General features: G+C 29.3%; 22 protein-coding genes and 1 riboswitch. Of the genes, 17 read left to right on the top strand and 5 right to left on the bottom strand.

The window, feature by feature from the left end; all coding sequences use genetic code 11:
* Positions 1 to 4 precede the first annotated feature (4 nt).
* From RSD37_RS07850 to RSD37_RS07840, 3 genes are read right to left on the bottom strand one after another with little or no spacing between them, the layout of a single operon-like run.
* Positions 5 to 1,183, bottom strand: a complete 1,179-nt coding sequence (locus RSD37_RS07850) for a SpoIIE family protein phosphatase (RefSeq protein WP_346946165.1) — start codon at positions 1,181 to 1,183, stop codon at positions 5 to 7.
* Between the two features lies 1 nt (position 1,184).
* Positions 1,185 to 2,888 (bottom strand): [Fe-Fe] hydrogenase large subunit C-terminal domain-containing protein, encoded by a 1,704-nt coding sequence (locus tag RSD37_RS07845; protein ID WP_346946164.1) that lies wholly within the window; start codon positions 2,886 to 2,888, stop codon positions 1,185 to 1,187.
* Positions 2,879 to 3,130 carry an NAD(P)H-dependent oxidoreductase subunit E gene (locus RSD37_RS07840; RefSeq protein WP_346946163.1) on the bottom strand — a complete coding sequence of 84 codons (252 nt, stop codon included), beginning with the start codon at positions 3,128 to 3,130 and terminating at the stop codon, positions 2,879 to 2,881. Before RSD37_RS07840 ends, RSD37_RS07845 begins: the two co-directional genes overlap by 10 nt.
* A 137-nt stretch (positions 3,131 to 3,267) precedes the next feature.
* On the opposite strand from RSD37_RS07840, the gene yfcE reads away from it, so the two are divergent.
* Entirely contained in the window at positions 3,268 to 3,813 is a 546-nt protein-coding gene (yfcE, locus tag RSD37_RS07835) for a phosphodiesterase (RefSeq protein ID WP_346946162.1), read from the top strand.
* Positions 3,814 to 3,930: 117 nt separating this feature from the next.
* On the opposite strand, the gene RSD37_RS07830 is transcribed toward yfcE, so the two are convergent.
* Positions 3,931 to 4,113 carry a hypothetical protein gene (locus tag RSD37_RS07830; RefSeq protein ID WP_346946161.1) on the bottom strand — a complete coding sequence of 61 codons (183 nt, stop codon included), beginning with the start codon at positions 4,111 to 4,113 and terminating at the stop codon, positions 3,931 to 3,933.
* Between the two features lie 366 nt (positions 4,114 to 4,479).
* Positions 4,480 to 4,653, top strand: a riboswitch (cobalamin riboswitch).
* Between the two features lie 201 nt (positions 4,654 to 4,854).
* Here RSD37_RS07830 and RSD37_RS07825 point away from each other — a divergent pair.
* The 11 genes from RSD37_RS07825 to RSD37_RS07775 all read left to right on the top strand — a co-directional run bounded on the left by RSD37_RS07825 (position 4,855) and on the right by RSD37_RS07775 (position 17,008).
* On the top strand, positions 4,855 to 6,351 hold the full coding sequence (locus tag RSD37_RS07825; RefSeq protein WP_346946160.1) for a cobyric acid synthase: 1,497 nt from the start codon (positions 4,855 to 4,857) through the stop codon (positions 6,349 to 6,351).
* A gap of 16 nt (positions 6,352 to 6,367) precedes the next feature.
* On the top strand, positions 6,368 to 7,351 hold the full coding sequence (gene cbiB, locus RSD37_RS07820) for an adenosylcobinamide-phosphate synthase CbiB (protein WP_346946190.1): 984 nt from the start codon (positions 6,368 to 6,370) through the stop codon (positions 7,349 to 7,351).
* Complete coding sequence (locus RSD37_RS07815) at positions 7,348 to 8,472, top strand: histidinol-phosphate transaminase (protein WP_346946159.1); 1,125 nt, start codon at positions 7,348 to 7,350, stop codon at positions 8,470 to 8,472. Before cbiB ends, RSD37_RS07815 begins: the two co-directional genes overlap by 4 nt.
* Positions 8,473 to 8,492: 20 nt before the next feature.
* A complete protein-coding gene (locus tag RSD37_RS07810) occupies positions 8,493 to 9,146 on the top strand; it encodes an NAD(P)-dependent oxidoreductase (RefSeq protein ID WP_346946158.1) in 654 nt (217 codons plus the stop codon).
* A 20-nt stretch (positions 9,147 to 9,166) separates the two neighbouring features.
* Positions 9,167 to 10,039 (top strand): hydroxymethylbilane synthase, encoded by an 873-nt coding sequence (gene hemC, locus RSD37_RS07805; protein ID WP_346946157.1) that lies wholly within the window; start codon positions 9,167 to 9,169, stop codon positions 10,037 to 10,039.
* Between the two features lie 20 nt (positions 10,040 to 10,059).
* Entirely contained in the window at positions 10,060 to 11,514 is a 1,455-nt protein-coding gene (gene cobA / locus RSD37_RS07800) for a uroporphyrinogen-III C-methyltransferase (RefSeq protein ID WP_346946156.1), read from the top strand.
* A 58-nt stretch (positions 11,515 to 11,572) separates the two neighbouring features.
* Positions 11,573 to 12,538: a porphobilinogen synthase gene (hemB, locus tag RSD37_RS07795; protein ID WP_346946155.1), complete on the top strand. Its 966-nt coding sequence runs from the start codon at positions 11,573 to 11,575 to the stop codon at positions 12,536 to 12,538.
* Between the two features lie 282 nt (positions 12,539 to 12,820).
* Entirely contained in the window at positions 12,821 to 14,599 is a 1,779-nt protein-coding gene (locus tag RSD37_RS07790; protein WP_346946154.1) for an aminopeptidase P family protein, read from the top strand.
* Positions 14,600 to 14,934: 335 nt separating this feature from the next.
* Positions 14,935 to 15,366 carry an NfeD family protein gene (locus tag RSD37_RS07785; protein WP_346946153.1) on the top strand — a complete coding sequence of 144 codons (432 nt, stop codon included), beginning with the start codon at positions 14,935 to 14,937 and terminating at the stop codon, positions 15,364 to 15,366.
* On the top strand, positions 15,367 to 16,308 hold the full coding sequence (locus tag RSD37_RS07780) for an SPFH domain-containing protein (RefSeq protein WP_346946152.1): 942 nt from the start codon (positions 15,367 to 15,369) through the stop codon (positions 16,306 to 16,308). It abuts the gene before it with no gap.
* 229 nt (positions 16,309 to 16,537) lie between these two features.
* Positions 16,538 to 17,008, top strand: a complete 471-nt coding sequence (locus tag RSD37_RS07775; protein ID WP_346946151.1) for a UPF0158 family protein — start codon at positions 16,538 to 16,540, stop codon at positions 17,006 to 17,008.
* A 55-nt stretch (positions 17,009 to 17,063) separates the two neighbouring features.
* Here RSD37_RS07775 and asnB read toward each other — a convergent pair whose 3' ends face one another.
* Positions 17,064 to 18,929, bottom strand: coding sequence for an asparagine synthase (glutamine-hydrolyzing) (asnB, locus tag RSD37_RS07770; protein WP_346946150.1), 1,866 nt, complete (start codon positions 18,927 to 18,929; stop codon positions 17,064 to 17,066).
* Between the two features lie 293 nt (positions 18,930 to 19,222).
* On the opposite strand from asnB, the gene RSD37_RS07765 reads away from it, so the two are divergent.
* The 5 genes from RSD37_RS07765 to mutL all read left to right on the top strand — a co-directional run bounded on the left by RSD37_RS07765 (position 19,223) and on the right by mutL (position 26,937).
* Positions 19,223 to 19,789, top strand: coding sequence for an MEDS domain-containing protein (locus RSD37_RS07765; RefSeq protein ID WP_346946149.1), 567 nt, complete (start codon positions 19,223 to 19,225; stop codon positions 19,787 to 19,789).
* A gap of 814 nt (positions 19,790 to 20,603) precedes the next feature.
* A complete protein-coding gene (locus tag RSD37_RS07760; RefSeq protein WP_346946148.1) occupies positions 20,604 to 20,774 on the top strand; it encodes a hypothetical protein in 171 nt (56 codons plus the stop codon).
* A gap of 281 nt (positions 20,775 to 21,055) precedes the next feature.
* On the top strand, positions 21,056 to 22,381 hold the full coding sequence (gene miaB / locus RSD37_RS07755; protein WP_346946147.1) for a tRNA (N6-isopentenyl adenosine(37)-C2)-methylthiotransferase MiaB: 1,326 nt from the start codon (positions 21,056 to 21,058) through the stop codon (positions 22,379 to 22,381).
* A 57-nt stretch (positions 22,382 to 22,438) separates the two neighbouring features.
* Complete coding sequence (gene mutS / locus RSD37_RS07750) at positions 22,439 to 25,072, top strand: DNA mismatch repair protein MutS (protein ID WP_346946146.1); 2,634 nt, start codon at positions 22,439 to 22,441, stop codon at positions 25,070 to 25,072.
* 20 nt (positions 25,073 to 25,092) lie between these two features.
* Positions 25,093 to 26,937: a DNA mismatch repair endonuclease MutL gene (gene mutL / locus RSD37_RS07745; protein ID WP_346946145.1), complete on the top strand. Its 1,845-nt coding sequence runs from the start codon at positions 25,093 to 25,095 to the stop codon at positions 26,935 to 26,937.
* The last annotated feature ends 7 nt before the right edge of the window (positions 26,938 to 26,944 follow it).

Raw genomic sequence — 26,944 nt, 5'->3', positions numbered from 1 at the left:
AAATTTAAAGATAAGTTATTAATACTTTTTTCCCCATACTCTCTAGAAGCTTCTGTATTTCTTCTACAATTTTAATTTTCAAATTAAACTCTTGAGGAAAAGCTGGATTTTGGTGGGCTGGATTAATAGCTTGACCAACATATATGTTTATAGAAGTTCCTTCATTAATTAACATGGTTGCAATCTTAGAAGCCCCATCTGATCCTTTTTTTATACTAGGAAGCGAAGAGTTTTCTTCACAAGATTTTAAATAGACTTTTAAAATGTCTTTTACCTTATTTAAAGTTAAAATTCCTTCTGTGACTAAATCAATTCTTTCCATTTTACCCATAGGAGGAACCTCTGATGTGTAATTTTTAAGATCAACTTCAATTTGTGTATTAAATGCATTAGAAACTATATTAGCTGTTGTACCACCACATATTATTTTTTTGCCCTTAGCATTCTTAATAAGGTCTATAAGAATAATATCATCAGTTTTATTCTTTGGAGGTCCTGTAAAGATAGATATGTGTTGCTCTTTCCTTACCTTTAAGGTTACAACAGTAGTATCGTCCCCAGGTTTATTATCATATAAATCCTTACATGCATCTAATAGCTGTCTACATATATTTTTAGACACTACTTCATGTTGTAAGACATTAGTAAGATATCTATTAATATGAGGCCATTCCCAACCTAAGTTTAAAAGCCCACCTACACCTGCATGTACAACACCGTCACTTATTATAACTAAAGTATCTCCCTCATTCATATAAAATTTACTTTCAAAAATTGTTTTGTTGTTAACTATACGGTTATTTCTTTTTATATCACATCCACGATTGTCTCTAAAAAAGAACACAGGTGGATTATCATATTCAACCATATAAACTTCACCATCATTTTTTATTTTTACAATAGTGAATGTAGAATATGCAAGTTTCCTAATGTGGCATTCTGGTAATGTATTTATTATAGTATCAATAGTTTCATCAATGCTAGCACCTTCCTTAAGCATTGTAACTGCAATCTTAGAAGTTAATGTACCAAGGATATTAGCTTTAACTCCACTACCCAGTCCATCAGACATTACCACTATCATACCATCCTGGATTTTAGCAATTTCTACATTATCACCACAAAGCTCTTCTCCGAATTTGTTCATACTCATATTTGCTATATCTAAGTAATACTTTCTCATATTAATTTTCCTTTTCCAATACATTTTTTAATCCTAATATAGCAACCTTGGTTTCAGCTGTAGTTTCACCTAGCAAACTAGCAATCTCTTGAGCTACCATCATCTGTTTGTTGATTATAGATTGAGTAACATCAATAGCTTTATGCTTAATCTCTGATAGTTCTAATTTTCTATTTTCTTCATCAGTTATATCTGTGAATGTTACAAGAAGAAAAGTGTGGTTTTTAATGTGAATTATACTCTTATATCCATGGAAGTTTAATTTGCTATAAAAAACTTTCTCTCTTAGGATATTCTCTCTAGTATTAACTACCTTGCGAAAGTCCTCATCTGGTATTATATCCGTTATAGACATTCCTATTATATTAGTATTGTCATCTAAAAACATTTTTCTACCAGAAGGATTTATATCCTTAATTGATAAATTATGATCAATAAACAATATTGCATTTGGAGAATTTTTAAATATCTCACTATTCATACTTTCTGCTAGGGACCTCATATAAGGGACACACATTTCTACTTGTGACATTCCATTATAAACAGCAATTGACTTTTCAACACAAGTGTTGTAACCACAGGCTCCACAATTAAGTTCTTGTTCCTTAGTGTATTTGCCCATTTGTATAAGGATAGATTTTATTTCTTTTTCACTAGGTATAGACATAAATACTTTCTTATTACTATAAATTCTAGATAAGTCTAGTTTAGGGTTATCTATATTAACTAATGATTGTTCTTTATTTACATTTTTCAAATAGCTTTGAATTCTTTTTAGTCTCGTGTAAACTGATTCGTCTTTTTGTATTATGCCAGGACCTCCAAGACAACTCTCGTTACAAGCACTTAACTCTATACATACATTTTTAAGAGTTTTACGTTGAAGTTGTTCTAGTACTACTTTACAATTTTCAAGCCCATGTACCCTAATTAAATCAAGATTTTTTTTATCAAGTGAAGGTCTTAATGCATTTAATATGCCACCTACAACTGGATATCTATCACCTCTAGTTGTTCCACTAAAATCCATTACACCATCTTCTAAAAGGGTGTAATCTATGTTTTCTACTTGTAAGAATTCATTGATTTCATCAAAAGTAAGTACCGAATCTACAACTCCAACATTAGATTCTGATAAAGCTTCTACCTTTTTAGATATACATGGACCAATAAATACGATATATGGATCTTCATATCTACTTCTAATATTCTTTCCATGTGCCACCATTGGGGAAGATACAGGTAATACTAAAGAATTAAGCTCAGGATAATACTTTTCTATCAACATAACTACTGAAGGGCAACAACTAGTAAGAAATTCACCTTCAGAGCTAGAATTAATTATAGATTCATACTCTTGGGTTACGAGTTCTGCACCAACAGAAACCTCCTCAATATAAGAAAAACCAAGTTTTCTCAATGCAGATATAAGTTTTGGAGGATCTTGAAATACACCTCTAAAAGCTGGTGCCAATTGTGCTATTACTGTTTTGTTTTGGTTTAATGCTAATTTTACTTCATCTATGTCTGAAAGTACGTGGCGTGCATTTTGAGGACAGACTACTAAGCAGTGGCCACAAGAAATACATCTTTCTTCCTGAATTTTAGCTTGATCATTTAATACCTCAATAGCTTTTACTGTACAAGTTCTTACACATTTATAACAATTTTTACAGTTGGCAGACGAGAAGTTCATTACTTGCATATGTTCACCTTCTTTAGTACAAATTTTTCAAAGAAATCCTTTATGTTATCTTCATTGACTGAATGCAATACATCATCTACCATAACACATACTGGATTAGTACAGTGTCCAAGACAAAATGCAGCTTTTAATTCAATTAAAGCCACTAAATCGTTTACTTCTATTAATCGTTTTATCTCATTTATTACATTATGTGATCCATTTACGTAGCAAGCACTACCGACACATACTTTTATAATCAAAATATATCACCCCTTAACATGTATATATAAATTATAGAACTTTAGGAAAATACAGTCAACAATGTATTTGTATATTTGACAATGATACAGAAGTAGGGTAAATATTAAATATATAATTAAGATGAAGGAGCGTTTTTATGAAATTAATATTTATTTCTGATATTCATGGTTCATTAAAATATACTAAGAAGGCAATTGAAGTTTTTAATGAAGAAAAAGGTACAAATCTTATTATTTTAGGAGATATACTTTATCATGGACCAAGAAATCCATTTCCAGATGAATATAATCCTCAGGAGGTAGCAAATTTATTAAATGTATATAGTGAAAAAATAATAGCAGTTCGTGGAAATTGCGACTCTGAGGTAGATCAAATGTTGTTAGATTTTCCTTGTATGGGGGATTATTCTATCATATTGTATATGAGTAAGCGATTATTTTTAACCCATGGACATATATTCAATGAGGGTAATATGCCCAAATTGTCATCTGGAGATGTATTATTACATGGACATACTCATGTAATAACAGAAAAAACGAATAATAATATTCACATAATTAACCCCGGGTCTATTTCTTATCCTAAAGAAGGTAATCCTCACACCTATGGAGTTTTAGAAAATGAATTATTTACTATAAAAACACTAGAGGGAAACGTAATTAAGGAGTTTACTATTAGATAATTCAATACCTATGAATTATACGATTATTTTTATATATTTTTAATATATAGCTAAATTAAAAATGGATTTTACTTTTTATATAGAAAAATATGCGTATTAAAATAATACGCACATTTTCTATTTTTCTACTATTTTATTGATTATGCTAGATTCTATCAGTTGGCTTTTGCTAAATCCATTTCTAAAATATCTAATTTGCTTATATTTAACACCCTGCATTTGAAAATCTAATACATCAATTCTATCCCCTTTGAAAACTTCAGGGTCCTTTTTACCCTTTAAAAATATATGTAATTCCATAATATCACCTCTACTTATTATTATATAATATATTAACATACAATGAAATAATAGATAGTTAGCAAGAAATAAATGAGATTGTTATAGTTTAAGTTTTAAACTTTTGGTGTATATTATGAACGAATCTAAAAAGTAAAGAAAATTTGAGAATGAAGACTATAAAACTAATGGAACACTACCACTTACTAAAAATGCTGAAGAAAAATCTCCTACTATTGTTTTAGTTAATGGATCTAGAAACAATGATAGAGATGAGAGTATAAATGGAATCAATAAGTTTTTAATGACTTAGCAGAAGGATTAGCTAAAGAAGGAATTGCAGTATTAGGTTGACTTATTTATTTAAACCTCTTATAATTAGGATGAAAATTAAATAGTATTTTAGGTGCTTTTTTAAAGTGAAAAGGGAATATGGTTAAAATCCATAGCAGCCCCCGCTACTGTAAATGATGACGAACCTCGTGACCACTCTTTTTTAGGGGAAGGTGAGGGTAGAATGACTCATGAGCCAGGAGACCTGCCTAAATATAAGCTTTCGGAGGGAATGAGCTATTTTAGTGAGTAAGTTAATATATTATGGTTTATAAATAAAGGGGTTTGGTTTAAACTTTTATTAGTTATATACATATATTAAAATTTATAATCATGTTTTACTAAAATAGAATTTTATTGATTTAGACAAGGAGGCTTTACATCCCTTGTCTTTTTATTTTATTAAATTTAGAAAGAAGGTATAATTAAATGGCTAAAATTATGGTTCAAGGTACAGCTTCCTCAGTTGGGAAAAGTATACTAGTAACAGCTCTTTGTAGAATTTTTAAACAGGATGGATACTCAGTATGTCCTTATAAATCTCAGAATATGTCTTTAAATTCATATATTACACTTGATGGAAAAGAAATGGGGAGAGCGCAAGTATTACAAGCTTATGCAGCTGGCTTAGAACCCGAAGTATTTATGAACCCAATACTATTAAAACCAACTACAGATAAAAACTGCCAAATAATCTTTAATGGTGAGATATATGGATATTCAAATGCCAAAGAGTATCATAATTTAAAGGTTAAATTTAAAGATGAATTAAAAGCTTCTTTTGAGAAACTAGAAAAGCAATTTGATATAATCGTATTAGAAGGTGCAGGTAGTCCGGCAGAAATAAATTTAAGAGCAAATGATATTGTTAATATGGGTATGGCTGAACTTATAGATGCACCCGTTGTACTTGTAGGTGATATTGATAAAGGTGGAGTTTTTGCTTCAATTCTAGGAACTATAATGCTCCTAAGTGACGATGAAAAGAAACGAATTAAAGGAACTATTATAAACAAGTTTAGAGGTGATATTTCTTTACTAAAATCTGGGGTTGATAGCTTAGAAGATTTAACTAATAAGGAATGTTTAGGTGTAGTCCCTTATTTTAAATTAGAATTAGAGGATGAAGATGGAGCTGTTGATTTAAATAAGAATATAAATGATAAAATAGATGTTGCTGTTATAAAACTACCGCATATATCAAACTTTACAGATTTAGATGCATTAGCTATAGAACCAGATGTTTCTGTAAGATATGTAGAAAATATAAATGAGTTTAAAAGTCCTGATTTATTAATAATTCCTGGAACTAAAAACACTTTAGGTGATTTAGAATATCTAAAAAAATCTGGATTGTTTGATATGATTAAAAAATATGAATGTAATGGAAAAATAATTGGTATATGTGGAGGATATCAAATTTTAGGTAGCGTCTTAGAGGATCCATATGGGGTTGAAACTACACTTAGATCTATGGAAGGTTTGAATTTACTACCAATTAAAACTGTTTTTGAAGAAAAAAAGGTTACAACTAGAGTTAATGGTATAATTGGAAAAAATATTATAGGTAACGATAAGGATTTAAATATATATGGTTATGAGATTCACATGGGAAAAACTTCATTATTAAATAGTGGAACTGAGTTTATTACAATTACAGATAGTAATAATCAGAAAGATTATCATTTAGATGGAGTAGTAGGTGCTAAAGGGAACGTTATGGGTACTTATATTCATGGTATATTTGATGGAGTTGAGTTTAGACAACATATTGTAAATGAATTGAGAAGAACTAAGGGCATTAAAGAAAAACAATCTGAAACCTATGAGCATATGAGGGATAAAGAATTGGATAAACTTGCTGAATTAGTAAGGTCATCTCTTGATATGGACAAGATTTATGACATTATGAAATTAAAGAAATAGTGGGGATATTATTATGATTAATTTCAATATAAAAGCAAATATATTATGCGTATTTTTAGCGGTAATCTTAGATTTTATATTGGGTGACCCACTGTGGTTACCACATCCCATTATATATATAGGAAAACTTATAAGAACTATGGATAAATGGCTTCGAAGAAAGTTTGAAAATAACCATAAACTAAAATGGGCGTCATTATTGATGGTATTTACAGTATGTATAACCACCTACATGATTCCATATATATTATTAAAATTTGCTATTATAAATAAAATAGTATTTATAATAGCAAATACTATAATCATTTGGACAACACTTGCAGCAAAGAGTTTACATGGAGCAGGTATAGAAGTATATAATTCACTTGTTAAAGATGACATAATAGATAGTAGAATTAAACTTTCGTATATTGTAGGAAGGGATACTAACTCACTAACTAAAGATGAAATTATTCGCGGGGATGTAGAAACAATTGCAGAAAATACAGCGGATGGAATAATTGCACCAATACTTTATGCAATAGTTGGTGGAGCACCTTTAGCTATGATGTATAAAGGTATTAATACAATGGATTCTATGGTAGGATACTTAAATGAAAAATATAAGAATATAGGATTTTTTCCTGCAAACATTGATGATATATTTAATTTAATACCAGCAAGAATAACGGGGTTACTGATGTGTATTACAGCATGGACAGTAGGTGGAAATATTATAAAAACATTTAAAATTATGATTAGAGATAGAAAGAATCATAAAAGTCCAAATTGTGCTTATCCTGAAGGGGCTACAGCTGGTGCACTATATATACAATTAGGTGGAACTAATTCATACTTTGGTGAAACTGTAAGCAAACCTACAATAGGAGATGCAATAATTCCACTAGAAGAAAAACATATTAAACAATCTATAACACTTATGTATAGTAGTGAAATATTATTAATATTATTAAGTCTATTATTTATAATTATATTGAAAGGTGGCATAAAGCTATTTTGAAACATGGAGGAGATATATATACTAAGGGTACTTTAATTGGAAGAAAACTTTTGGATTTTAGTTCAAATGTAAATCCGACTCCAATATCAAAGGATTTTAAGCTACATATATCAGAAGCATTAGAAAATCTACCATTATATCCTGATATAAAATATAGGACATTAAAAAATAACTTATTAAAATATCTACAAAAAAGTGAAGAGTATTTTTGTATGGAGCCACTAAAATCATATGACAACTATACAAATAATCTTTCACCGGATAATATTATTGTAGGCAACGGAGCAGCAGAGGTATTAGACCTATCCATAAGCTCATTAGAATCAATTACAATTGTAGTTCCGTCTTTTGTTGAATATGAAGATTTTAGTAAAAAACATAATTTGAAAATTAATTATTCATATTTAAATGAGTTTATGGAATATGATTATGATGATATTTATAGTAAAGTACAGAGCACAGGTGGATTAATACTTGCGAATCCTAATAATCCTAATGGATGCATTATAGATTATGAAAAGTTCATTAAAATATTAGATTATTGTGAGATAAATAATAAATTAGTAATTATAGATGAGGCATTTATAGAATTTGTGCTTAATAATCGTAAGAGTATGATAAATTACATAAACATTTATAGTTGTTTGTTGATAGTTCGTGCAATTACTAAGTTTTTTTCAATGGCTGGAGTAAGATTTGGTTATGCAATAACTAAAAATTCTTCTTTGTTAAGATTTATAGATGAAAATCAGAATCCATGGTCTGTAAATTGCTTTGCAGAAGTTGCAGTTAAATATGCTTTGTTTGATAGGGATTTTATTCAAACATCTATACAATGGTTAGAATGTGAGCGTGAGTTTATGTATCTTGCACTTAAAGATATAGAATTTATTCAGACTACATTTTTTAGTCATGGAAATTATTTTCTTTGTAAATTAGATGGAATAAGTAGTAACGAGTTATCAGACTTGCTAATGGAAAAGGGTATATTGATACGAAACTGTAATAATTACCTTGGACTTAATAACAGCTTCGTAAGGATAGCGATAAAGGATAGAGGTAAAAATCAGATTGTGATTAAGGCATTGTCTGATATGAGTGATATAATAAAGAATAAGTAATTAGTAAGGTAGGATATTTTATGGATAACTTTAACAATTCAGTCTTTATTTCATTAAATGGTGAAAATACTATGGTACTTATATTAGGTGGAGGTAATGGTGCTTTTATAAAAGCTACAACATTATTAAAGCGTGGATTCATAGTACATTGTCTTTCAGAAGAATATACAACAAAATTTAAGGAGTTATCATTTAATTATTCAAACTTATTATTACTAAATGAAATTTTTACCGAAAATATGTTAGCGAATTATCATTTAGTTGTAATATGTACAAGTGATAATGTTTTTAATGATAAAGTAAGGTCTATTTGTAACAATCAGAAGAAAATTTTTATAGATTCAACTGTACCTGAAGTATCAAAAGCAATACTTTGTGCTTCAAGGATAACTAAAAATATAGCTCTTGGAATAAGGATAAATGGCAAAAATCCCAAGTCCTCGGTATTTTTATGTAATAAAGGTAGAAAATACTACGAGAAATTTGATGATTATGTAGAGTTTACTACAATGGTTAGATTAAATATAACTAAGATAGATAAGAAAAATGAAATTTTAGATTATATAAATTCAGATGATTTTTTATTTTTCTTTAATCAGGGTGTAGCCAAAGAAATTTTAGAATTATTTTACCCTGATATTTTAAATGAAATATGTGATTGGAATAATTTATAAGTATGAATGGAGGATTAGATTTGAAGTTAAAATTAGCTACAAGAAAGAGTAAACTTGCCCAAGTTCAAACTGATTATACAATGGAGCTTATAGAGAATCTTCATAATGTAACGTGTGAAAAGGTTCTTACAGATACTCTAGGTGATCAAAGATTAGATGTAACTTTAGATAAAATTGGTGGAAAAGGTGTATTTATAAAAGAATTAGAGAAGCTTATGCTAGAATCTAAAGCTCATTGTGGAGTTCATAGTATGAAGGATGTTCCATACGAACTTCCAGAAGGATTTAGCATTGCAGCTATGCCAATAAGAGAAGATGTTCGTGATGCATTTGTATCCATGAATGGAATTTCATTCTCTAATTTGCCTAAGGGAGCAAGAATTGGTACTAGTAGTAAGAGAAGAAGTGAGCAATTACTACTTTTAAGACCTGATATTAATATCATTCCAGTAAGAGGAAATGTTCAAACAAGAATTAAAAAGATTGAAAATGAAAATCTTGATGGAATAATATTAGCAGCAGCAGGACTGAAAAGGCTAGGACTAGAAGGATTTATAACTAATTATTTTGAGACAGATGAAATTGTGCCTGCGATTGCACAGGGGGCTTTAGGCATAGAAATATATAAAGACTGTGAATATGCAGATGTGTTGAAATCACTAGACAATCCTGAAGTTAGGATTTGTGTGGAAGCTGAAAGAAGTTTTATGACTGAATTAAAAGGCGATTGCCATTCTACAATTGGAGCTTATGCTACCATTGATAATGATATTATGACTATAACTGGTATTTATGATGTAAATGGTGTATTAGTTAAAGATACTGTAATTGGAAATAAGGAAGACTATATAAGCTTAGGAAAAAAATTATCACAAAATATCTTGAATAAATAGATATTTTATAGGAGGAAAATATGGGAAGAGTTTATCTAATTGGTGGGGGTCCAGGTGCCCCAGACCTAATAACATTAAGAGCAATAAATGTTTTAAAAAATTGTACTGCTATTTTATACGATAGATTATCTGGAGATGAAATATTAAAATATGCAAACAAGGATGCTAAACTTTTTTATTGTGGGAAAGAGCCAGGGTGTCATTATAAGACTCAAGAAGAGATTAATCAGATTTTAGTTAAACTTGCAAAAGAAGGTCATACTGTTGGTAGAATAAAAGGTGGAGATCCATATATATTTGGTCGTGGTGGCGAGGAAGCACTGGAACTTATAAATGAGAATATAGATTTTGAGGTAGTTCCAGGTATTACATCACCAATTTCTGCTTTAAACTATGGTGGAATTCCAGTAACACATAGAAAAATAGCTCAAAGTTTTCATGTCTTCACAGGAAAAAGTGCTGCTAAATTAAGCTTAGATTTTAATACAATTTCTAAATTAACGGGAACTCTTATATTTATGATGAGTTATGAACAATTAGGTGCAATAAGTAAAGGGTTAATTGATGCTGGATTAGATGAGACTACTCCTGCTGCTGTAGTTATGAATGGTACTACTTCTAAACAAAGAAAAGCTGTTGGTACGCTGAAAAATATAACAGCTATTGCTAGTGAGAAAAACATTTCAAATCCTGCTATTATTGTAGTTGGCCAAGTTGTGCAGTTTAATGATAAATTAAATTGGTTTGAAAAAACATCTTTATTTGGGAGAAATATTTGTATAACTAGAAGTAAATCTCAAAGTAAAGAAATATATAATGAATTAACAAACCTCGGGGCATCAGTTACAGAAATAAATTCTATAGATATAAAGGCTGAACCTGAGAATATAAAATTTGTAGAAGATAAGCTAGGGGAGTATAAGTATATACTATTAACAAGTATAAATGGTGTTAATATGTTATTTAACTCTTTATATACTAATAAAATTGATATACGAAAGCTAAAGGGTGATTTTATCTCTATAGGAGATGCCACAACTAAAGCTTTAAAGGAAAAAGGTATAATCCCACTTTTAACTGCAGATGAATTCACTGGAGAAGGATTATTTAAAGCTGTACAGCCACTTATTTCTGATGGAGATAAAATATTAATTCCAAGATCGAAAAAGGGGAGAAAGTATTTAGTAGATGAGCTTAAAAATATAGGAGCTGAAGTAGATGACGTTGCAGTTTATGATACAGTAGTTGGTGAAAATGCAAATTTAAAATCCTTTGATAATTGTGATACTGTAATCTTTACTAGCCCTACAACGGTTGAAAATATGATAACTTTAGTTGGAATAGACAAGGTCAAGGAGAAATTAATTATATCAATAGGACCTATTACTTCAAAAACACTTAATACTCATGGCCTTGAGTATACAGAATGTAGTAAACCTGGAGTTGTTGGAATTATAAAAAGTCTTATTGGATAATTAAAATACAATAAGCTTATGATATGAAAATTTGATTATGGAAAGGTTTGTGTTTATAATGTTTAAAAGATATAGAAGATTAAGAGAAACAAGTGCTATAAGAGATTTGGTACGTGAAACAGTATTAAATAGTAATGATTTTATATATCCTATATTTGTAGTAGAGGGCGAAAATATAAAGGAAGAAATATCATCGCTTAAAGGAAACTATCACTGGTCAATAGATAGATTGCCAGAAGTTATTAAAGAAGTTGAAGGTTCAGGGGTTAAAGGTATTATTCTATTTGGACTTCCGGAAGAAAAGGATGAAATAGCTAGTTCTGCATTTTGTGATAATGGAATTGTTCAAAAAGCTATAAGAAAAGTTAAAGAAATATCAAAGAATTTATTTGTTATCACTGATGTATGCATGTGTCAATATACTTGCCATGGACACTGCGGAATTATTAAAGATCAAAGAGTAGATAATGATGAAACAATAAAATACTTGGCTAAAATTGCATTATCCCATGCAATTGCAGGTGCTGATATGGTTGCTCCATCTGATATGATGGATGGAAGAGTTAAAGCCATAAGAGATATATTAGATGAAAATGGATATAAACATATTTCTATTATGAGCTATAGTGCTAAATATAGCTCAGCTATGTATGGTCCATTTAGAGCTGCTGCTAATTCAGCACCACAGTTTGGTGATAGAAGTAGTTATCAAATGGACCCGGCAAATGGTAAAGAATCTATGAGAGAGATTGCTGCTGACATTGAAGAGGGTGCTGATATTGTAATGGTTAAGCCCGCAATACTATATTTAGATATAATTAAAGAAGCTAGTATGACGTTTAATATGCCAATTGCAGCTTATAATGTAAGTGGTGAATATGCTATGATTAAAAATGCTGGTGAAAATGGACTTATTGATGAAAAAAGAGCTGCACTAGAGATGTTAACATCAATAAAAAGAGCTGGTGCAAAAATAATAATTACTTATTATGCTTTAGAAGCGAGCAGATGGCTTAAAGAATAATTAATCTCATTCAAGGGTTTATATATTATATATTTAGAACTTAAATAAAAAAAAGTCATTCCACTATTTCAGGAATGACCTTTTTTATATTGTTAATTGAATAACTATAGTTAGCATTATCTTTTTATAATAAACTTTTCTCTTAAATTGCAATCTCTTATTTTGAAAAAGTGAATATTTTTTTATTAATTTCATTTTTGTGAAATTAATAATTGAACAACCTAAAATAAGTAGGTATAATAAACTTAGATATTAATTTACTATAAATAAGGGGGAGTGAAAATGAACATTAGAGAAAGAATTGAAAGTCTTAGAAGTTCTATGGAGGAAAATGGAATATCAGCTTATATTATTCCTAGTTTTGATTCGCATCAGAGTGAATACGTATCAGAATATTTTAAAGCACGGTCATGGATTTCAGGTTTCACTGGATCTGCAGGTACAGTGGTTGTTACTCTAAATAGAGCAATACTGTGGGCAGATGGACGTTATTATATCCAAGCTGAGAAACAAATAGATGGAACGGGGATTGAATTATATAAAATGGGTGAAATAAATGTTCCAACCTATATTGAATTCTTAAGAACAGAGCTTAAAGAAGGAGATGTAGTTGGCTTTGATGGAGCTGTAATTCCAGTAAACATATTTAAATCAATGCAAGAATCCTTCAAAAACAAAAAAATTAGAATAAATTCTGATAAGGATTTAATTTTACATCTTTGGGATAACAGACCATCAATGCCTAACTCTAAAGTTTTCCTACATGATGTTAAGTTTGCTGGTATATCAGCAGCTGAAAAATTAAATTTAATTAGAGAAAAAATGAAAAAAACAGGAGTATGCTACTACATTTTGAGTTCTTTAGATGATATTGCATGGACTTTAAATATTAGAGGTCATGATGTAGCTAACAATCCTGTAACTATTTCATATTTACTAATAAGTATGGAGGATGCAGAACTATTCATAGATAATAGTAAAATTACCCCTAAAATTATGTCTTCCCTGGAAGAAGCTTTGGTAAAAGTAAAAAAATACAATGAAGTTTTCTTAAGGCTAAAAGAAATACAAAATAGTTCTATATTATTTGACCCTAATAAAACTAATGTTAAAATTTTCAATTCTATAGATCACACCGTAGCTAAGGTTGAGAAAAGAAATATAACTACTGAGTTGAAGTCTATAAAAAATAAAGTTGAAATAGCTAACTTTAAAAACTGTGCTATTAGAGATGGCGTTGCAATGGTTAAATTTATAAAGTATATAAAGGAAAATGTGAAATCAGAGAAAATAACTGAAATTTCAGCTTCAGATACTTTAACTAAATTTAGAACACAACAAGATTATTTTGTTGAGCCTAGTTTTACAACCATCGCTGGATACAAAGAGCATGCTGCTATGATGCATTATAGCGCAACTCCAGCGAGTAACTATACTTTAAAATCTGAAGGGCTATTTCTTGTAGATTCAGGTGGGCAATATCATGATGGAACTACAGATATAACCAGAACTTTAGTACTGGGACAATTAACCAATGAAGAGAAAAAAGATTTCACTTTGGTATTAAAGGGAAATTTAGATTTAACAATGGCCAGGTTCCTATATGGTGCAACTGGATCTAACTTAGACATAATTGCGAGAATGCCTTTATGGGATGAAGGAATAGATTATAAATGTGGAACTGGACATGGTGTTGGTTTCTTTTTGAATATTCATGAAGGACCACAGGGATTCTCTCAAGTTCCTTCAAATGTAAGATTAGAAGAAGGTATGAATTTAACAAATGAGCCGGGAATATACAAAGAAGGTAAGCATGGTATACGGCTAGAAAATATGTTATTTGTTGTAAAAGATGAATTTACGAAGTATGGTGGTCAATTTATGAAGTTCGAAGTTGCTACATTCTGTCCTATAGATATAGATGGTATAATAGTTGATATGTTATCATCCAAAGAGAGAACTTTTCTAAATGAATATCATAAATATGTATATACTCTTTTATCACCATATTTAGATGAAGCTGAAAAATTATTTTTACAACAGGAGACAAGAACCATATAACTTAATAAATAAAGAAATGTCCAATTTTGTTAATAGTATTAATATGGACATTTCTTTATTTATAGATTTTTTAATATTATAGCATTTTAACTATTCCAGAGATTATTATTAATAACATTCCTATAAAAATATAATTCAGTTTTTGAGCATAATATTTCACGTATTCATACCTCCAAAACATAAAATCTATGTACTTTACTATATATACGTATATATTTACTTAAAAATTATAGTATACTGTTATAAGAAAAAAATATAATAATATACTATAATGTGGTATTATTAATATATGATATATTTAATTTAATTAATTAAATTTTGGGAGGTGGTATTAAATGGATTTGAATTGGATTTGGTTCGGATTACTTATTTTTGTAATTGTAATCGACATAACCACTAGTAGCTTTACTTTTTCTTGGTTAGGGCTAGGGTTTGTACCTGCTTTTATAGCTGGGTATTTTGTAAGTTTTACCACTCAGATATGGATTGCTTTAGTTATTGGTACTTTGGCAATAATATTTGGTCTAAAGTTTTCTAAAAAGTATGTTAATGTAAATCTGCCAATGGAAAAACCGCTGGTTGGAACATATGAAAATAGAGAATTTACATCTGATATTGCTATAAGTAGTAATAAGGAATGTAGAATTAAAGTTAAGGAAGTATATTGGACAGCTAAAAATGTTGGGGACAACATAAATGTTGGAGATACATTTAAAGTATTAAATATTGAAAACAATAAATTAATAATAAAAAGGGGAGAGATGTAAATGGAATTAGTAATTGGTATCTTAGTAATATTACTTGTAGTTCTAATAATAATAATTTCATCAGTTAAAGTTGTAAATACTGGTTCAAATTATGTATTGGAAAGGTTCGGTCAATTTTATAAGATATTAGAGCCTGGTTGGCACTTAACAATTCCTTTTGTGGACTTTGTTAGAAGGAAAGTATCTGTAAAACAACAAATACTTGATATTCCACCACAAAATGTTATAACAAAGGATAACGTTAATATTTCAGTAGACAATGTTATTTTCTATCAAGTTTTAAATGCTAAGGATGCTGTTTATAACATAGAAAATTATGTTCAGGGTATTATGTATTCAACAATAACAAATATGAGAAATATCTTAGGAGATATGACTCTAGATGAGGCTTTAGCTGGAAGGGATATGATTAACTCTAAGCTATTGCAAATAGTAGATAATGTTACAGATGCATATGGAATAAAGTTATTATCTGTAGAAATTAAAAATATAGTCCCACCTACAGAAATTCAAGAAGCAATGGAAAAGCAAATGAAAGCAGAAAGAAGTAAAAGAGCTGCAATACTTAATGCTGAAGGAGAGCGCCAAAGTGCAATCTCTATTGCAGAAGGTCAAAAACAATCTAAAATACTTCATGCTGAAGCTGAAAAAGAAGCTAATATTAGAAGAGCAGAAGGACTTAGAGAATCACAACTGCTAGAAGCAGAAGGTAAGGGTAAGGCAATTGATATTATTTCTACAGCAGAAGCACTAGCAATAGAAAAAGTTAATAAATCAATTATCGACTCTGGAACAAACTCAACTGTTATAGCTCTTAAACAAGTTGAAGCATTAAAAGAGCTTTCAATGAATCCAGCAAACAAATTAATACTTCCTGTGGAGAGTTTATCCTCTTTAGGTAGCATAGCAGCAATATCAGATGTATTAAAAATGAATAAATAATATAATAAATGACCTATTAAGTATATAAAACTTAATAGGTCATTTATTATATTACATATAAATAGACATCCAATAAAATCTATTGTAAAATAGTTCAAGATGACATATACTCATATTTATACCATGAAACTTTATATGTAAATGGAATCATTTATAATGAAAATCAATAAATGATTTAATTATGATAATAGTTTAAAAAACAAATATTTAAAGGTTGGTGAATAAATTTATGAACGTCTTACATGTTGACCTTGATTTGCTCTTAGAACTTAGTTTAACAGAAACTAGGGGAGAAGGTGAATGTTATATAAACATAACTGATGGTGAGTTTGCATATATTCCTCAAGGAATTATTGATGCTCTAAATGATAAATCTATGTTTGATAGTCTAGAAGGGTGGGAAAAGGAACTTGCAAGAGAAACAGAGTCTATTATTATGAATTATAATGATAAATACTTGTATATTCCTCTTATAAATGAAGAGATTCTTATAGATTCGATGAAACAATTTTTAGAAACATTAAGTGAAGATAAAAGATTCAAAATATTAGAAGAAGTTGATTGGCAAAACCCCTTTTTAACATTTAATAAAACATTAGTTAGTTATGATAAATTAGATGATTTTTATACATTTAGAGATAATTTCTTATGTAAGCATTTAATCGATTGGCTAGAATCAAACCAGATTAAGTATATATAACTTTATACATAGCTAAGAGATAGAACTCCTTATGGAAATTCTATCTCTTTTTATTTTATGTTAAGAAAGAAGTTTCTTTCTCTATATATATTTTATACCATATTAAGAATATAAGTATAGTCCAAATTTTTCTACTTAGATCAAATGGACCTGTTCTATGATCCTCAACTAATTTAATTGCAGCTTGTTTATTTATAAATTCATCTGCATTACTATCTTTTATTATATTCATAGCCCAATTATATAGTTCATCTTTAAGCCAAAGTCTTATTGGAACTGGATACCCAAGCTTCTTTCTATCCATTGCAGTTAAGAATGGTAACTCAGACTTAAATGCTTCTCTTAGTAAATACTTAGTAACATGACCATTAATTTTTTCATCCGGAGTAAGTTTAGATGCAACTCTAAACACTTCCTTATCAAGAAATGGTACTCTAAGCTCTAATGAGTGAGCCATAGTCATTCTATCAGCTTTAACTAATATGTCACCTGTAAGCCATGTATTAAAATCCACAAATTGCATTTGCGTAATAGGATCATACTCAGAAGCGTTATCATAAATATCACTCATAGCATTTTTAATGGTATACTTTGAATCAAACTTATTAAGTACTCCTGACTTTTCACAATCAATGAAGATCTTAGCATTTCCAACATATCTTTCTCTCATTGGGGTACAGCCTCTTTCAATAAAGCTTTTGCCTCTTGTACCCTGTGGAACATGGGATGCTCCAGATTTTAGTGCTTTCTTTAAGAAACCTGGTACATAATCAAACATCTTTAAAGAATTCGGTTCATGATATATTGTATATCCACCGAATACCTCATCTGCACCTTCACCAGATAGTATAACAGTAACATGTTTAGCGGCCTCTTTAGCAATAAAGTAAAGAGGAATTGCAGCAGGGTCTGCTACTGGCTCATCCATATGCCAAATTATTTTAGGTAGTTCATTTGCAAATTCTTCATGAGATATCATAGTGTTAATATTCTCAAGTCCTAACTTATCAGCAGTCTCTCTAGCTAAATCAATTTCACTATATCCATTTCTATCAAAGCCTATGGTAAATGTCTTTAAATCTGGCATATGCTTCTTAGCTAAAGCAGTTACAACAGTAGAGTCAATTCCACCTGATAAAAATGAAGCCACCGGAACTTCAGATTGCATATGAAGTTCTACAGAATCTTCCATAACTTTACGAATTTCTTCCATCTTTTCATCTTTTGATCCAGGTGTAGGATTAAACTTTATTGAGTAATAGCAACTAATTTCATGTTTCTTTCCTAACTCCTTCTTTATTATATGTCCTGGTTTTAGAACTTTTACATCCTTAAGAAGTGTTTTTGGTTCAGGTACAAATTGAAATGTAAGATAATTATGAAGAGCTTCATTATCTATTTCTGTACAAGCACTATCAGGATTAGCATGGAAACTTTTAAGTTCTGATCCAACATAAAGTCCAGTTTCATTTTCTATATAGTAGAAAGGTTTTATACCAAATGGATCTCTTCCTCCTAATAATGTATTTTTCTTTCTATCCCAAATTACAAAAGAAAACATACCTCTAAGTTTATCTACAAACTTATCACCAAGTTTACTGTATAGCGTAGCTATAACTTCAACTTCTGAGTTTGTAGAAAAGTTATATCCTTCTTTTATAAGTTCATTACGTAAGTAGATATAATTGTAAATCTCACCATTAAAAACAATTTCAAGTTCATCTTTAAAAGAGTATGGTTGAATTCCATTTTCTAAGTCCAAGATACTTAATCTTTTAAATCCTAAATAAACATTATCATCCATGTACTCTCCATCTTGAGTTGGACCTCTATGTTTAATAATTCTCCTCATATCACGAAGAGTTTCTTTATTTTCCTCTAATATAGTAGAGTTACTAAAAAATGTTACAAATCCGCACATTGTTAATCCTCCTTGTGTCAACATCCACATATTTTACAGTATCAATATATCAGTATTTACCTGTTTTTTAATACTTATCTTTTTATTTATATCACATAGTATAGCACATTTCTACATTAAAAGTTATATAACTTGGATAAGTTTTGAAATAAATGAAATACACAAATTTATTTGTAATATAATGTATGAAAGTCATATAAACTAAATGTAAAAATTTAAAGGTAAATTTTTACATTTAACGAATAATATTATTTAAGAATCAAATACTTATCTAAATTAAGGAGAGAAATTTTATGAATAATTTTTTTGGTAAAAATATATGTTTTTATTATTATGGGGAAGATCATCTAGTGATGAATTTATATAAATACATCAAACAACAAATTGAAAACAATAATTATGTTTACCTATACGTAGGTGATGATATCCATAAACTACTTTTAAATAATTTGGATGAAAATGAGAAAAATATGGTTGAATTAATAGATGTAGAGAAATCTATTTTGAATTCAAGAACAATAAGTACAGGATTTTCATCAACATCTATCTATCTTAATAATTTAAAGTCAAAGGTTATAAGCAAGGGCTTTTGGGGAGTTAACTTTATTATTGATAGTTCTAAACTGCTAAATACCACTTGTGAAAGTACATTTATGGATTTTATCAAAGAGTTATCTATTATATGTGAAAAAAATCAATTAAATATACTAGCCTGCTACGATTTTTTAGATTATATAAATAGAGGTAAAACTATAAATGAAAATATTATGAAGTCATCTTATGACTATCATGATTATCGAATGTTTGGAAATGAGATTATTCCAATTGAAAACTTTAAAATAAATAGCAATCTTGCTTAATTCAATGTTACTTTAGATATATACAAAAGTGTAAAAATAGATTTGATTTTTTAGAAATCTATAAATTATTACAAATAATATAGAAATCATATATTGACACTATTAATTGCTATGATATTATATAAATATATTGTACTATGGATATATAATGATGTGATAAATATCTGATTACTTTCACATAATATAAATGTAGACAATAAAATATAATAAGAAACGAGGTAAATTATATGTCAATAGTTAAGATAAGTGATAAAGCTACTGTTGAATTCTTACAATTTTTAAAGGATAATGAAGTTACAGCTGATAAAGTAAGAATACATTTTGCAGGTATGGGATGAGGCGGCCCAACATTTAATCTAGTTTTAGATGACAAAAAAGATACTGATAATACAGAAGTTATAGAAAATCTTACTTTCTTAGTAGATAAATCAGTTACAGAACAATTTGGAACTCTTACAATTCTTTGTGGAGAAGAAAATGGTAGAGGTGGTTTTTCAATAGAGCCAGAAACTAAGCCTGATGGTGGCGGATGTTCAAGTTGTAGTAGTTGCGGCTAATATATAAGATAATATAATTTAAAATACAATGTAATGGTTATTAAATTAACCGTTACATTGTATTTTTTTACTTAAGAAGTAATAGTAGTAATATACTAAAAAATATTTACTAAAATTCATTTGTTAAAATTGTTGTGGCTATATAAAATATAGTTAGCTTTTCAAAAGAATTTTTTCTAAATATACAGGATCTCTCAATGCATAAAACATTATATATTGCTTAAACTAAATATGACAAATAACTAGGAGGTAATATAATGGCAAAAGCAGGAATGAGAAGACCGGATCCAAGTGAATCTCATGGAACAGAAAGTAATAAGCATAATCACTTTTCTAAAAATAATCTTCACCCAGTACCCGAACTTCAAGGTAAAGCAAAAACATCCGATAAAAAGTCTAAACCCATCAATTACGATGGTAATTGGTAGTATAAATTTGAATTAATATCCTATAAAAAACAGGTCAATATCATAAAAATGGTATTGACCTGTTTTTATAGGTAAACCATAAAGCAAAATGTAATACTTAGATACCATTTTATATTACCATTGAATTTGATATTCTAATTTTTAACATATCATATATTTTCTTCATGAACTTCTACATCAATGTAGTATTATATCAATGTTTATTTATGTAACTAAATATGCTATAATACTATATTGATAATTAATAAAAAAATTAGCTTTTAATAAAGGAGATTTTTAAAATGGATAAAAATTTAAAATATTATATAGAAACTTGGGGATGTCAAATGAATGAGGAGGATTCTGAGAAATTATCAGGTGGACTAAAGCCTCTTGGTCATACTAGAACAGCCTCAAAAGAAGATGCGGATATAATAATATTTAACACATGTTGTGTTAGAGAAAATGCAGAGCAAAAGGTTGATGGTAATCTTGGTGCTTTAAAAAAACTAAAGAAAGAGAATCCTAATAAGGTTATTGCTGTTACTGGATGCATGATGCAACAAGAAGGTATGGCCGAAAAAATAATAAATAAATTCCCTTATATAGATATAATTATTGGGACTCATAATGCATACAAGTTTACAGAGTATCTTGGACGAGTATTAGGTGGCGAAAGACCAATTATTGAGATTTGGGACAAAGAAGCAGATATAGTTGAAGGTGCTTTGGTAGATAGGGCTAGTAGTATAAAAGGATTTGTAACAATAATGTATGGATGTAATAACTTCTGTACTTACTGTATTGTACCTCATGTAAGAGGACGTGAAAGAAGTAGAAATTCTAGTGAGATTATTAAAGAAATAGAAGTAATGGTTAATGAAGGTTATAAGGAGATCACTCTTCTAGGTCAAAATGTAAACTCATATGGTAAAGGTTTAGAAGAGAACATTAACTTTGCTGAACTTTTAAGAAGAATAAATAAAATTGAAGGACTAGAAAGACTAAGATTTATGACTTCACACCCTAAAGACTTAAGTGTTGAAGTAATTGACGTAATCGCATCTGGTGAAAAACTATGTGAATCTATCCATCTCCCTGTACAATCAGGTTCTTCAAGAATCTTAAAGAAAATGAATAGACATTATGATAGAGAACAATATTTGGAATCAATAATGAAAATTAAGAAAAAAATTCCTGGAGTAGCGTTAACTACAGATATAATTATTGGATTTCCTGGAGAGACTGAAGAAGATTTCCTAGATACTTTAAGTTTAGTTAAGGAAGTTGAATACGATTCAGCATTCACATTTCTATATTCTAAAAGAAATGGAACTCCAGCGGATTTAATGTTTGATCAAGTTGATGAGAAGGTTAAGAAGGAAAGATTTAATAGATTAGTTGAAGCTGTAAATGAAATATGTGCAAAGAAAAATAAACTTTATGATGGACAAATAGTAGAGGTTCTAGTAGAGGGTGAAAGTAAAAATGACGATACTAAACTAACAGGAAGAACTAGAACTAGTAAACTTGTTAACTTTACTGGAAACAAAAATAATATTGGGAAAATAGTAAATGTTAAAATTACAAAAGCAAATTCATTCTCTTTAATTGGAGAGGAAGTATAAAAGCGACAATGTCGCTTTTTTTATCAGATAAATTTAACTTAAAGGGGAGATATAACCATGGCATTAACTCCAATGATGCAACAATATTTTGAGGTTAAAGATAGGTATAAAGAATGTATCTTATTTTTTAGATTGGGTGATTTTTATGAAATGTTCTTTGATGATGCTAAAATTGCATCAAAGGAGTTAGAATTAACTTTAACTGGAAGAGATTGCGGTTTAGAAGAAAGAGCTCCTATGTGTGGAATTCCATTTCATGCCGCTAAGAATTATATTGGTACATTAATATCAAAAGGATTTAAAGTTGCAATATGTGAGCAGGTAGAAGAAGCTTCTGTAGCTAAAGGCATTGTAAAAAGAGATGTAGTTAAAGTATATACCCCTGGTACATATACTGAAGGATCATATTTAGATGAAAATAAAAATAGCTATACAGCTAGTTTATATATTGAGGACTCGAAGGTTGCTTTAGCATTTTGCGATGTCTCTACAGGTGAATTTTACACAACTGAATGTGACTATAATCTAAGCATAATTGTAGATGAGTTATGCAAGTTTAATCCTAGAGAAATTGTTATTTCTAATGATTTTAATGATGATATTATAAATGAGATAAATAAACGTGTTACATTATATATATCTCATTTTGAAAAAGAAAATTTCAATGCAGATAATAATGTGCTTGAATCACAGTTTACCAACTTTAAATCAATAAAATTAATGGATATAAGCTCAAAGGTATGTAGTGGATTAATAAAATATATAAAAGAAACCCAAAAGGTTTCCTTAGCACATATAAATGTTCTAGAAACCTATAATATATACACATACATGACTATTGATATCAATTCAAGAAAGAATCTTGAATTAGTTGAAAGTTTACGTGATAAAAATAAAAGAGGCACACTATTGTCTGTAATAGATAGAACTAATACATCAATGGGTGGAAGACGTATTAGAAAGTGGCTTGAAGAACCTCTAATTATTGAAAAAGATATATTAAAAAGACAACTAGCTGTAGAAGAATTTATGAACGATATAGTTTTACTCGAAGATTTAAAGGATGCTCTAAAAAGTATATATGATATTGAAAGGCTTGTAGGTAAAATAAGTTCTACTGCAATTAATGCAAAAGAACTTATAGCTTTAAAATACTCTCTATCGAAAATTCCAAGTGTAAAAAACATTATATATAATCTTAAGAGTCCTCTTATGCTAGATATATATAGTAACATGGATGAATTAAGAGATATATGCGAATTTCTTGAGACAGCTATAATGGATGAACCTTCTATTTCAGTAAAAGAAGGTAATATAATCAAAAGTGGTTATAATAGTTTAGTAGATGAATTAAGAGAAAGTAAAAGCAATGGTAAGCAATGGATAGCAAATTTAGAAAGTGAAGAAAGACTATCAACTGGTATAAAATCTCTTAAAATTTCATATAATAGGGTTTTTGGATATTTTATAGAAGTTACAAAATCTAATATAACTTCAGTTCCTGAGGGAAGGTATATTAGAAAACAGACATTATCTAATGCCGAGAGGTACATAACACCTGAGCTTAAAGAAATGGAAGATAAGATTCTTGGTTCAGAAGAGAGGCTAGTAGCACTTGAATATACACTCTTTACAGAAATCAGAATGAAGCTAGAAGAAAATATTAATAGAATGAAGCAAACTGCTAAATTAATATCTGAAATCGACTGTATATGGTCATTATCAATGGTTGCGAAAGAAAATAACTATACTAAGCCTTTAATAAATTCTAATGGTATTATTAATATAGTAGATGGTAGGCATCCAGTAGTTGAAACTCTTACAAAGGCTAACACCTTTATAGCCAATGACACTAACTTAGATCTTAGTGATAACAAATTAATGCTAATTACAGGACCCAATATGGCTGGTAAATCTACTTATATGAGACAGGTAGCTTTAATTACAATATTAGCTCAAATGGGTAGCTTTGTACCTGCAAATAGTGCAGATATATCTATTTGTGATAAGGTGTTTACACGTATCGGTGCATCTGATGACTTAGCTGGTGGTAAGAGTACTTTTATGGTAGAAATGTGGGAGGTTTCAAACATCCTTAAAAATGCTACTAATAAAAGCCTAGTTCTCTTAGATGAAGTAGGTAGAGGTACTAGTACATATGATGGACTTAGTATTGCATGGTCCGTAATTGAGTATATATGCAAGACTTCAAATATAAAATGCAAGACTTTATTTGCTACTCATTACCATGAACTTACTAAACTAGAGGGCGAAATATCTGGAGTAAAGAACTACTCAATTTCTGCAAAGAAAGTTGACAATAATATTATCTTTTTACGTAAAATTATAAAGGGTGGCGCAGATGAATCATATGGAATTGAAGTTGCTAAATTAGCAGGATTGCCACAAGAGGTAATTTCTCGTGCTAGAGAAATACTTTGCACATTAGAGACTAGTAACTCCAAACCTAATGATAAAGATGTTTCTAAAGAACTTTCATCAATACCTATAACTGAAGTTGCATTAACGTCATCGTATGTAAATAAACCTGAATTAACTCAGATAGGTTTTGCAGATATAGAGGCACAAAATTTAATGGATGAAATTAAATCTATAGATGTTTTAAACTTGACACCTATGGACGGATTTAATAAACTTTATGAAATAATAATTAAAGCGAAAAAAATATAGAGAAGTTAAGTAGGTGTGTTATGAGAAGAATTAACTTGTTATCTGAAAACACTGCCAATAAAATTGCTGCAGGGGAGGTTGTTGAAAGGGCTAGTTCTGTAGTTAAGGAATTAGTTGAAAATAGTCTTGATGCAGATAGTAAAAATATAACGATAGAGATTGAAGAGAGTGGAAATAAATTAATTAGAATAATTGATAATGGTAGTGGGATACATCCTGAAGATGTACCGAAAGCATTTTTGCCACATGGAACTAGTAAAATTTCTGAGTTAGAAGATATATATGGAATACAATCTTTTGGATTTAGAGGGGAAGCTCTCGCAAGTATAGCATCAGTATCTAAAGTTAATCTTAAATCGAGAGTTAATGACTTTGAATATGGAAAGGAAATCTCCATTGAAGGTGGTAAAGTTATTTATGAAAAGGATATGGGATGTAATTTAGGAACTGAAATTGAAATTCAGGATTTATTTTTTAACACCCCTGCAAGGCAGAAGTTCTTAAAATCTCCACAGCGTGAAAAATCAATGATAAATGATTTAGTTTTAAAATTAGCATTGGGAAGCTATAAGACTGCTATTACATTAATTAATGATGGAAAGCAAAGCATCAAAACATTTGGAGAGGAAGATTTGGATAAGACATTACGTATATTATATGGTAAGGAAGTATATGAAAATATTATACCGATTGAAAATCATAGTGATATATTATCCGTATATGGGTTTATCGGTAAAGAGAATATATCTAGAGGAAGTAGGAATAGACAAAGTATATTTGTTAATAAAAGATTGATTAAAAGCTCTCTGATAACTGCAGCCGTAGAAAATGCTTTTAAATCTTTTATACCGATAAATAAATTTCCTTTCTTTGTTATTTATATTGATATATTTCCAGAATTCATTGATCCTAATGTGCATCCTACAAAAAGTGAAATAAAGTTTTTAGAGGAAAGATTGCTATTTAAAACCGTATTTGATGGAGTTCATACTGCCTTAAAGGAAAATTTTAAGAAAAGCTTTAGTATTACTGAAGAAACTACTAATAACGTAGTTACACTAGAAGCTTCATCAAATAATAATTATAATCAACCTGCTCAATTAGGTTATATAGACAGCTATGAATCTAAGAACAATGTAGGCACTGTAGAGTATCTTAAGGAGTCTATATCTTCATTTCCATTAAATCATGGTAGTCGCACCTTAGTAGAAGATAAAAATATTTTATTTGAAAACGAAGTGGATATTAAACCATTATCATTAAGTTATGATTATGGAAATTCCCCACAGTTACCAAAAATAAAACTCATAGGGCAATGTTTTAATAGTTATATAATTGGTGAGTACTTAGATCAGCTATATCTTATAGATCAACATGCTGCTCATGAAAAGATTCTATTTGAAAAATATAGAAAAAACATTGGAAGTCTTACAGTTGCAAGCCAAATTCTAGCTATTCCAGCCATTATTCCATTAACTTTTGAAGAGTATGCTATCTACAAGGATAATGAAAAAATCTTCGTAAGTACTGGATTTATAGTAGAAGACTTTGGTGAAAATGATGTACTAATAAGAGAAGTACCATTATTCTTAGGCAACCCTCATATTAATGATTTATTCCATGAGATTATCAATAATATAAGATCTATGGGAAGTGGTTTAACTGTAGATGTAAAGTATAATAAAATTGCATCACTTGCATGTAAGGCTGCTGTAAAGGCAAATGATAAATTATCAGATATTGAAATTCTCTCTTTACTAAAAGAGTTGAGGTATATAGATGAACCATTTACATGTCCTCACGGAAGACCTACAATAATTAAATATTCGATTAAAGAAATAGAGAAAATTTTTAAAAGAATTTAACTTAGAT

Origin of the sequence: Clostridium sp. (genome assembly GCF_036646415.1) — a bacterium.
Lineage (GTDB): Bacteria > Bacillota > Clostridia > Clostridiales > Clostridiaceae > Clostridium_J.
Note: the sequence above shows the minus strand (reverse complement) of the source record. Positions and strands in the feature narration are given on the sequence as shown.

Excerpts from the sequence above, each read along its gene's own strand:
- RSD37_RS07825 (WP_346946160.1), top strand. The coding sequence starts at position 4,855 with ATGGCTAAAATTATGGTTCAAGGTACAGCTTCCTCAGTTGGGAAAAGT.
- hemB (WP_346946155.1), top strand. The coding sequence starts at position 11,573 with ATGTTTAAAAGATATAGAAGATTAAGAGAAACAAGTGCTATAAGAGAT.
- yfcE (WP_346946162.1), top strand. The coding sequence starts at position 3,268 with ATGAAATTAATATTTATTTCTGATATTCATGGTTCATTAAAATATACT.
- mutL (WP_346946145.1), top strand. The coding sequence starts at position 25,093 with ATGAGAAGAATTAACTTGTTATCTGAAAACACTGCCAATAAAATTGCT.
- asnB (WP_346946150.1), bottom strand. The coding sequence starts at position 18,929 with ATGTGCGGATTTGTAACATTTTTTAGTAACTCTACTATATTAGAGGAA.
- RSD37_RS07850 (WP_346946165.1), bottom strand. The coding sequence starts at position 1,183 with ATGAGAAAGTATTACTTAGATATAGCAAATATGAGTATGAACAAATTC.
- RSD37_RS07775 (WP_346946151.1), top strand. The coding sequence starts at position 16,538 with ATGAACGTCTTACATGTTGACCTTGATTTGCTCTTAGAACTTAGTTTA.
- RSD37_RS07830 (WP_346946161.1), bottom strand. The coding sequence starts at position 4,113 with ATGGAATTACATATATTTTTAAAGGGTAAAAAGGACCCTGAAGTTTTC.
- RSD37_RS07845 (WP_346946164.1), bottom strand. The coding sequence starts at position 2,888 with ATGCAAGTAATGAACTTCTCGTCTGCCAACTGTAAAAATTGTTATAAA.
- cobA (WP_346946156.1), top strand. The coding sequence starts at position 10,060 with ATGGGAAGAGTTTATCTAATTGGTGGGGGTCCAGGTGCCCCAGACCTA.
- RSD37_RS07810 (WP_346946158.1), top strand. The coding sequence starts at position 8,493 with ATGGATAACTTTAACAATTCAGTCTTTATTTCATTAAATGGTGAAAAT.
- RSD37_RS07760 (WP_346946148.1), top strand. The coding sequence starts at position 20,604 with ATGGCAAAAGCAGGAATGAGAAGACCGGATCCAAGTGAATCTCATGGA.
- miaB (WP_346946147.1), top strand. The coding sequence starts at position 21,056 with ATGGATAAAAATTTAAAATATTATATAGAAACTTGGGGATGTCAAATG.
- mutS (WP_346946146.1), top strand. The coding sequence starts at position 22,439 with ATGGCATTAACTCCAATGATGCAACAATATTTTGAGGTTAAAGATAGG.
- RSD37_RS07785 (WP_346946153.1), top strand. The coding sequence starts at position 14,935 with ATGGATTTGAATTGGATTTGGTTCGGATTACTTATTTTTGTAATTGTA.
- RSD37_RS07790 (WP_346946154.1), top strand. The coding sequence starts at position 12,821 with ATGAACATTAGAGAAAGAATTGAAAGTCTTAGAAGTTCTATGGAGGAA.
- RSD37_RS07780 (WP_346946152.1), top strand. The coding sequence starts at position 15,367 with ATGGAATTAGTAATTGGTATCTTAGTAATATTACTTGTAGTTCTAATA.
- RSD37_RS07765 (WP_346946149.1), top strand. The coding sequence starts at position 19,223 with ATGAATAATTTTTTTGGTAAAAATATATGTTTTTATTATTATGGGGAA.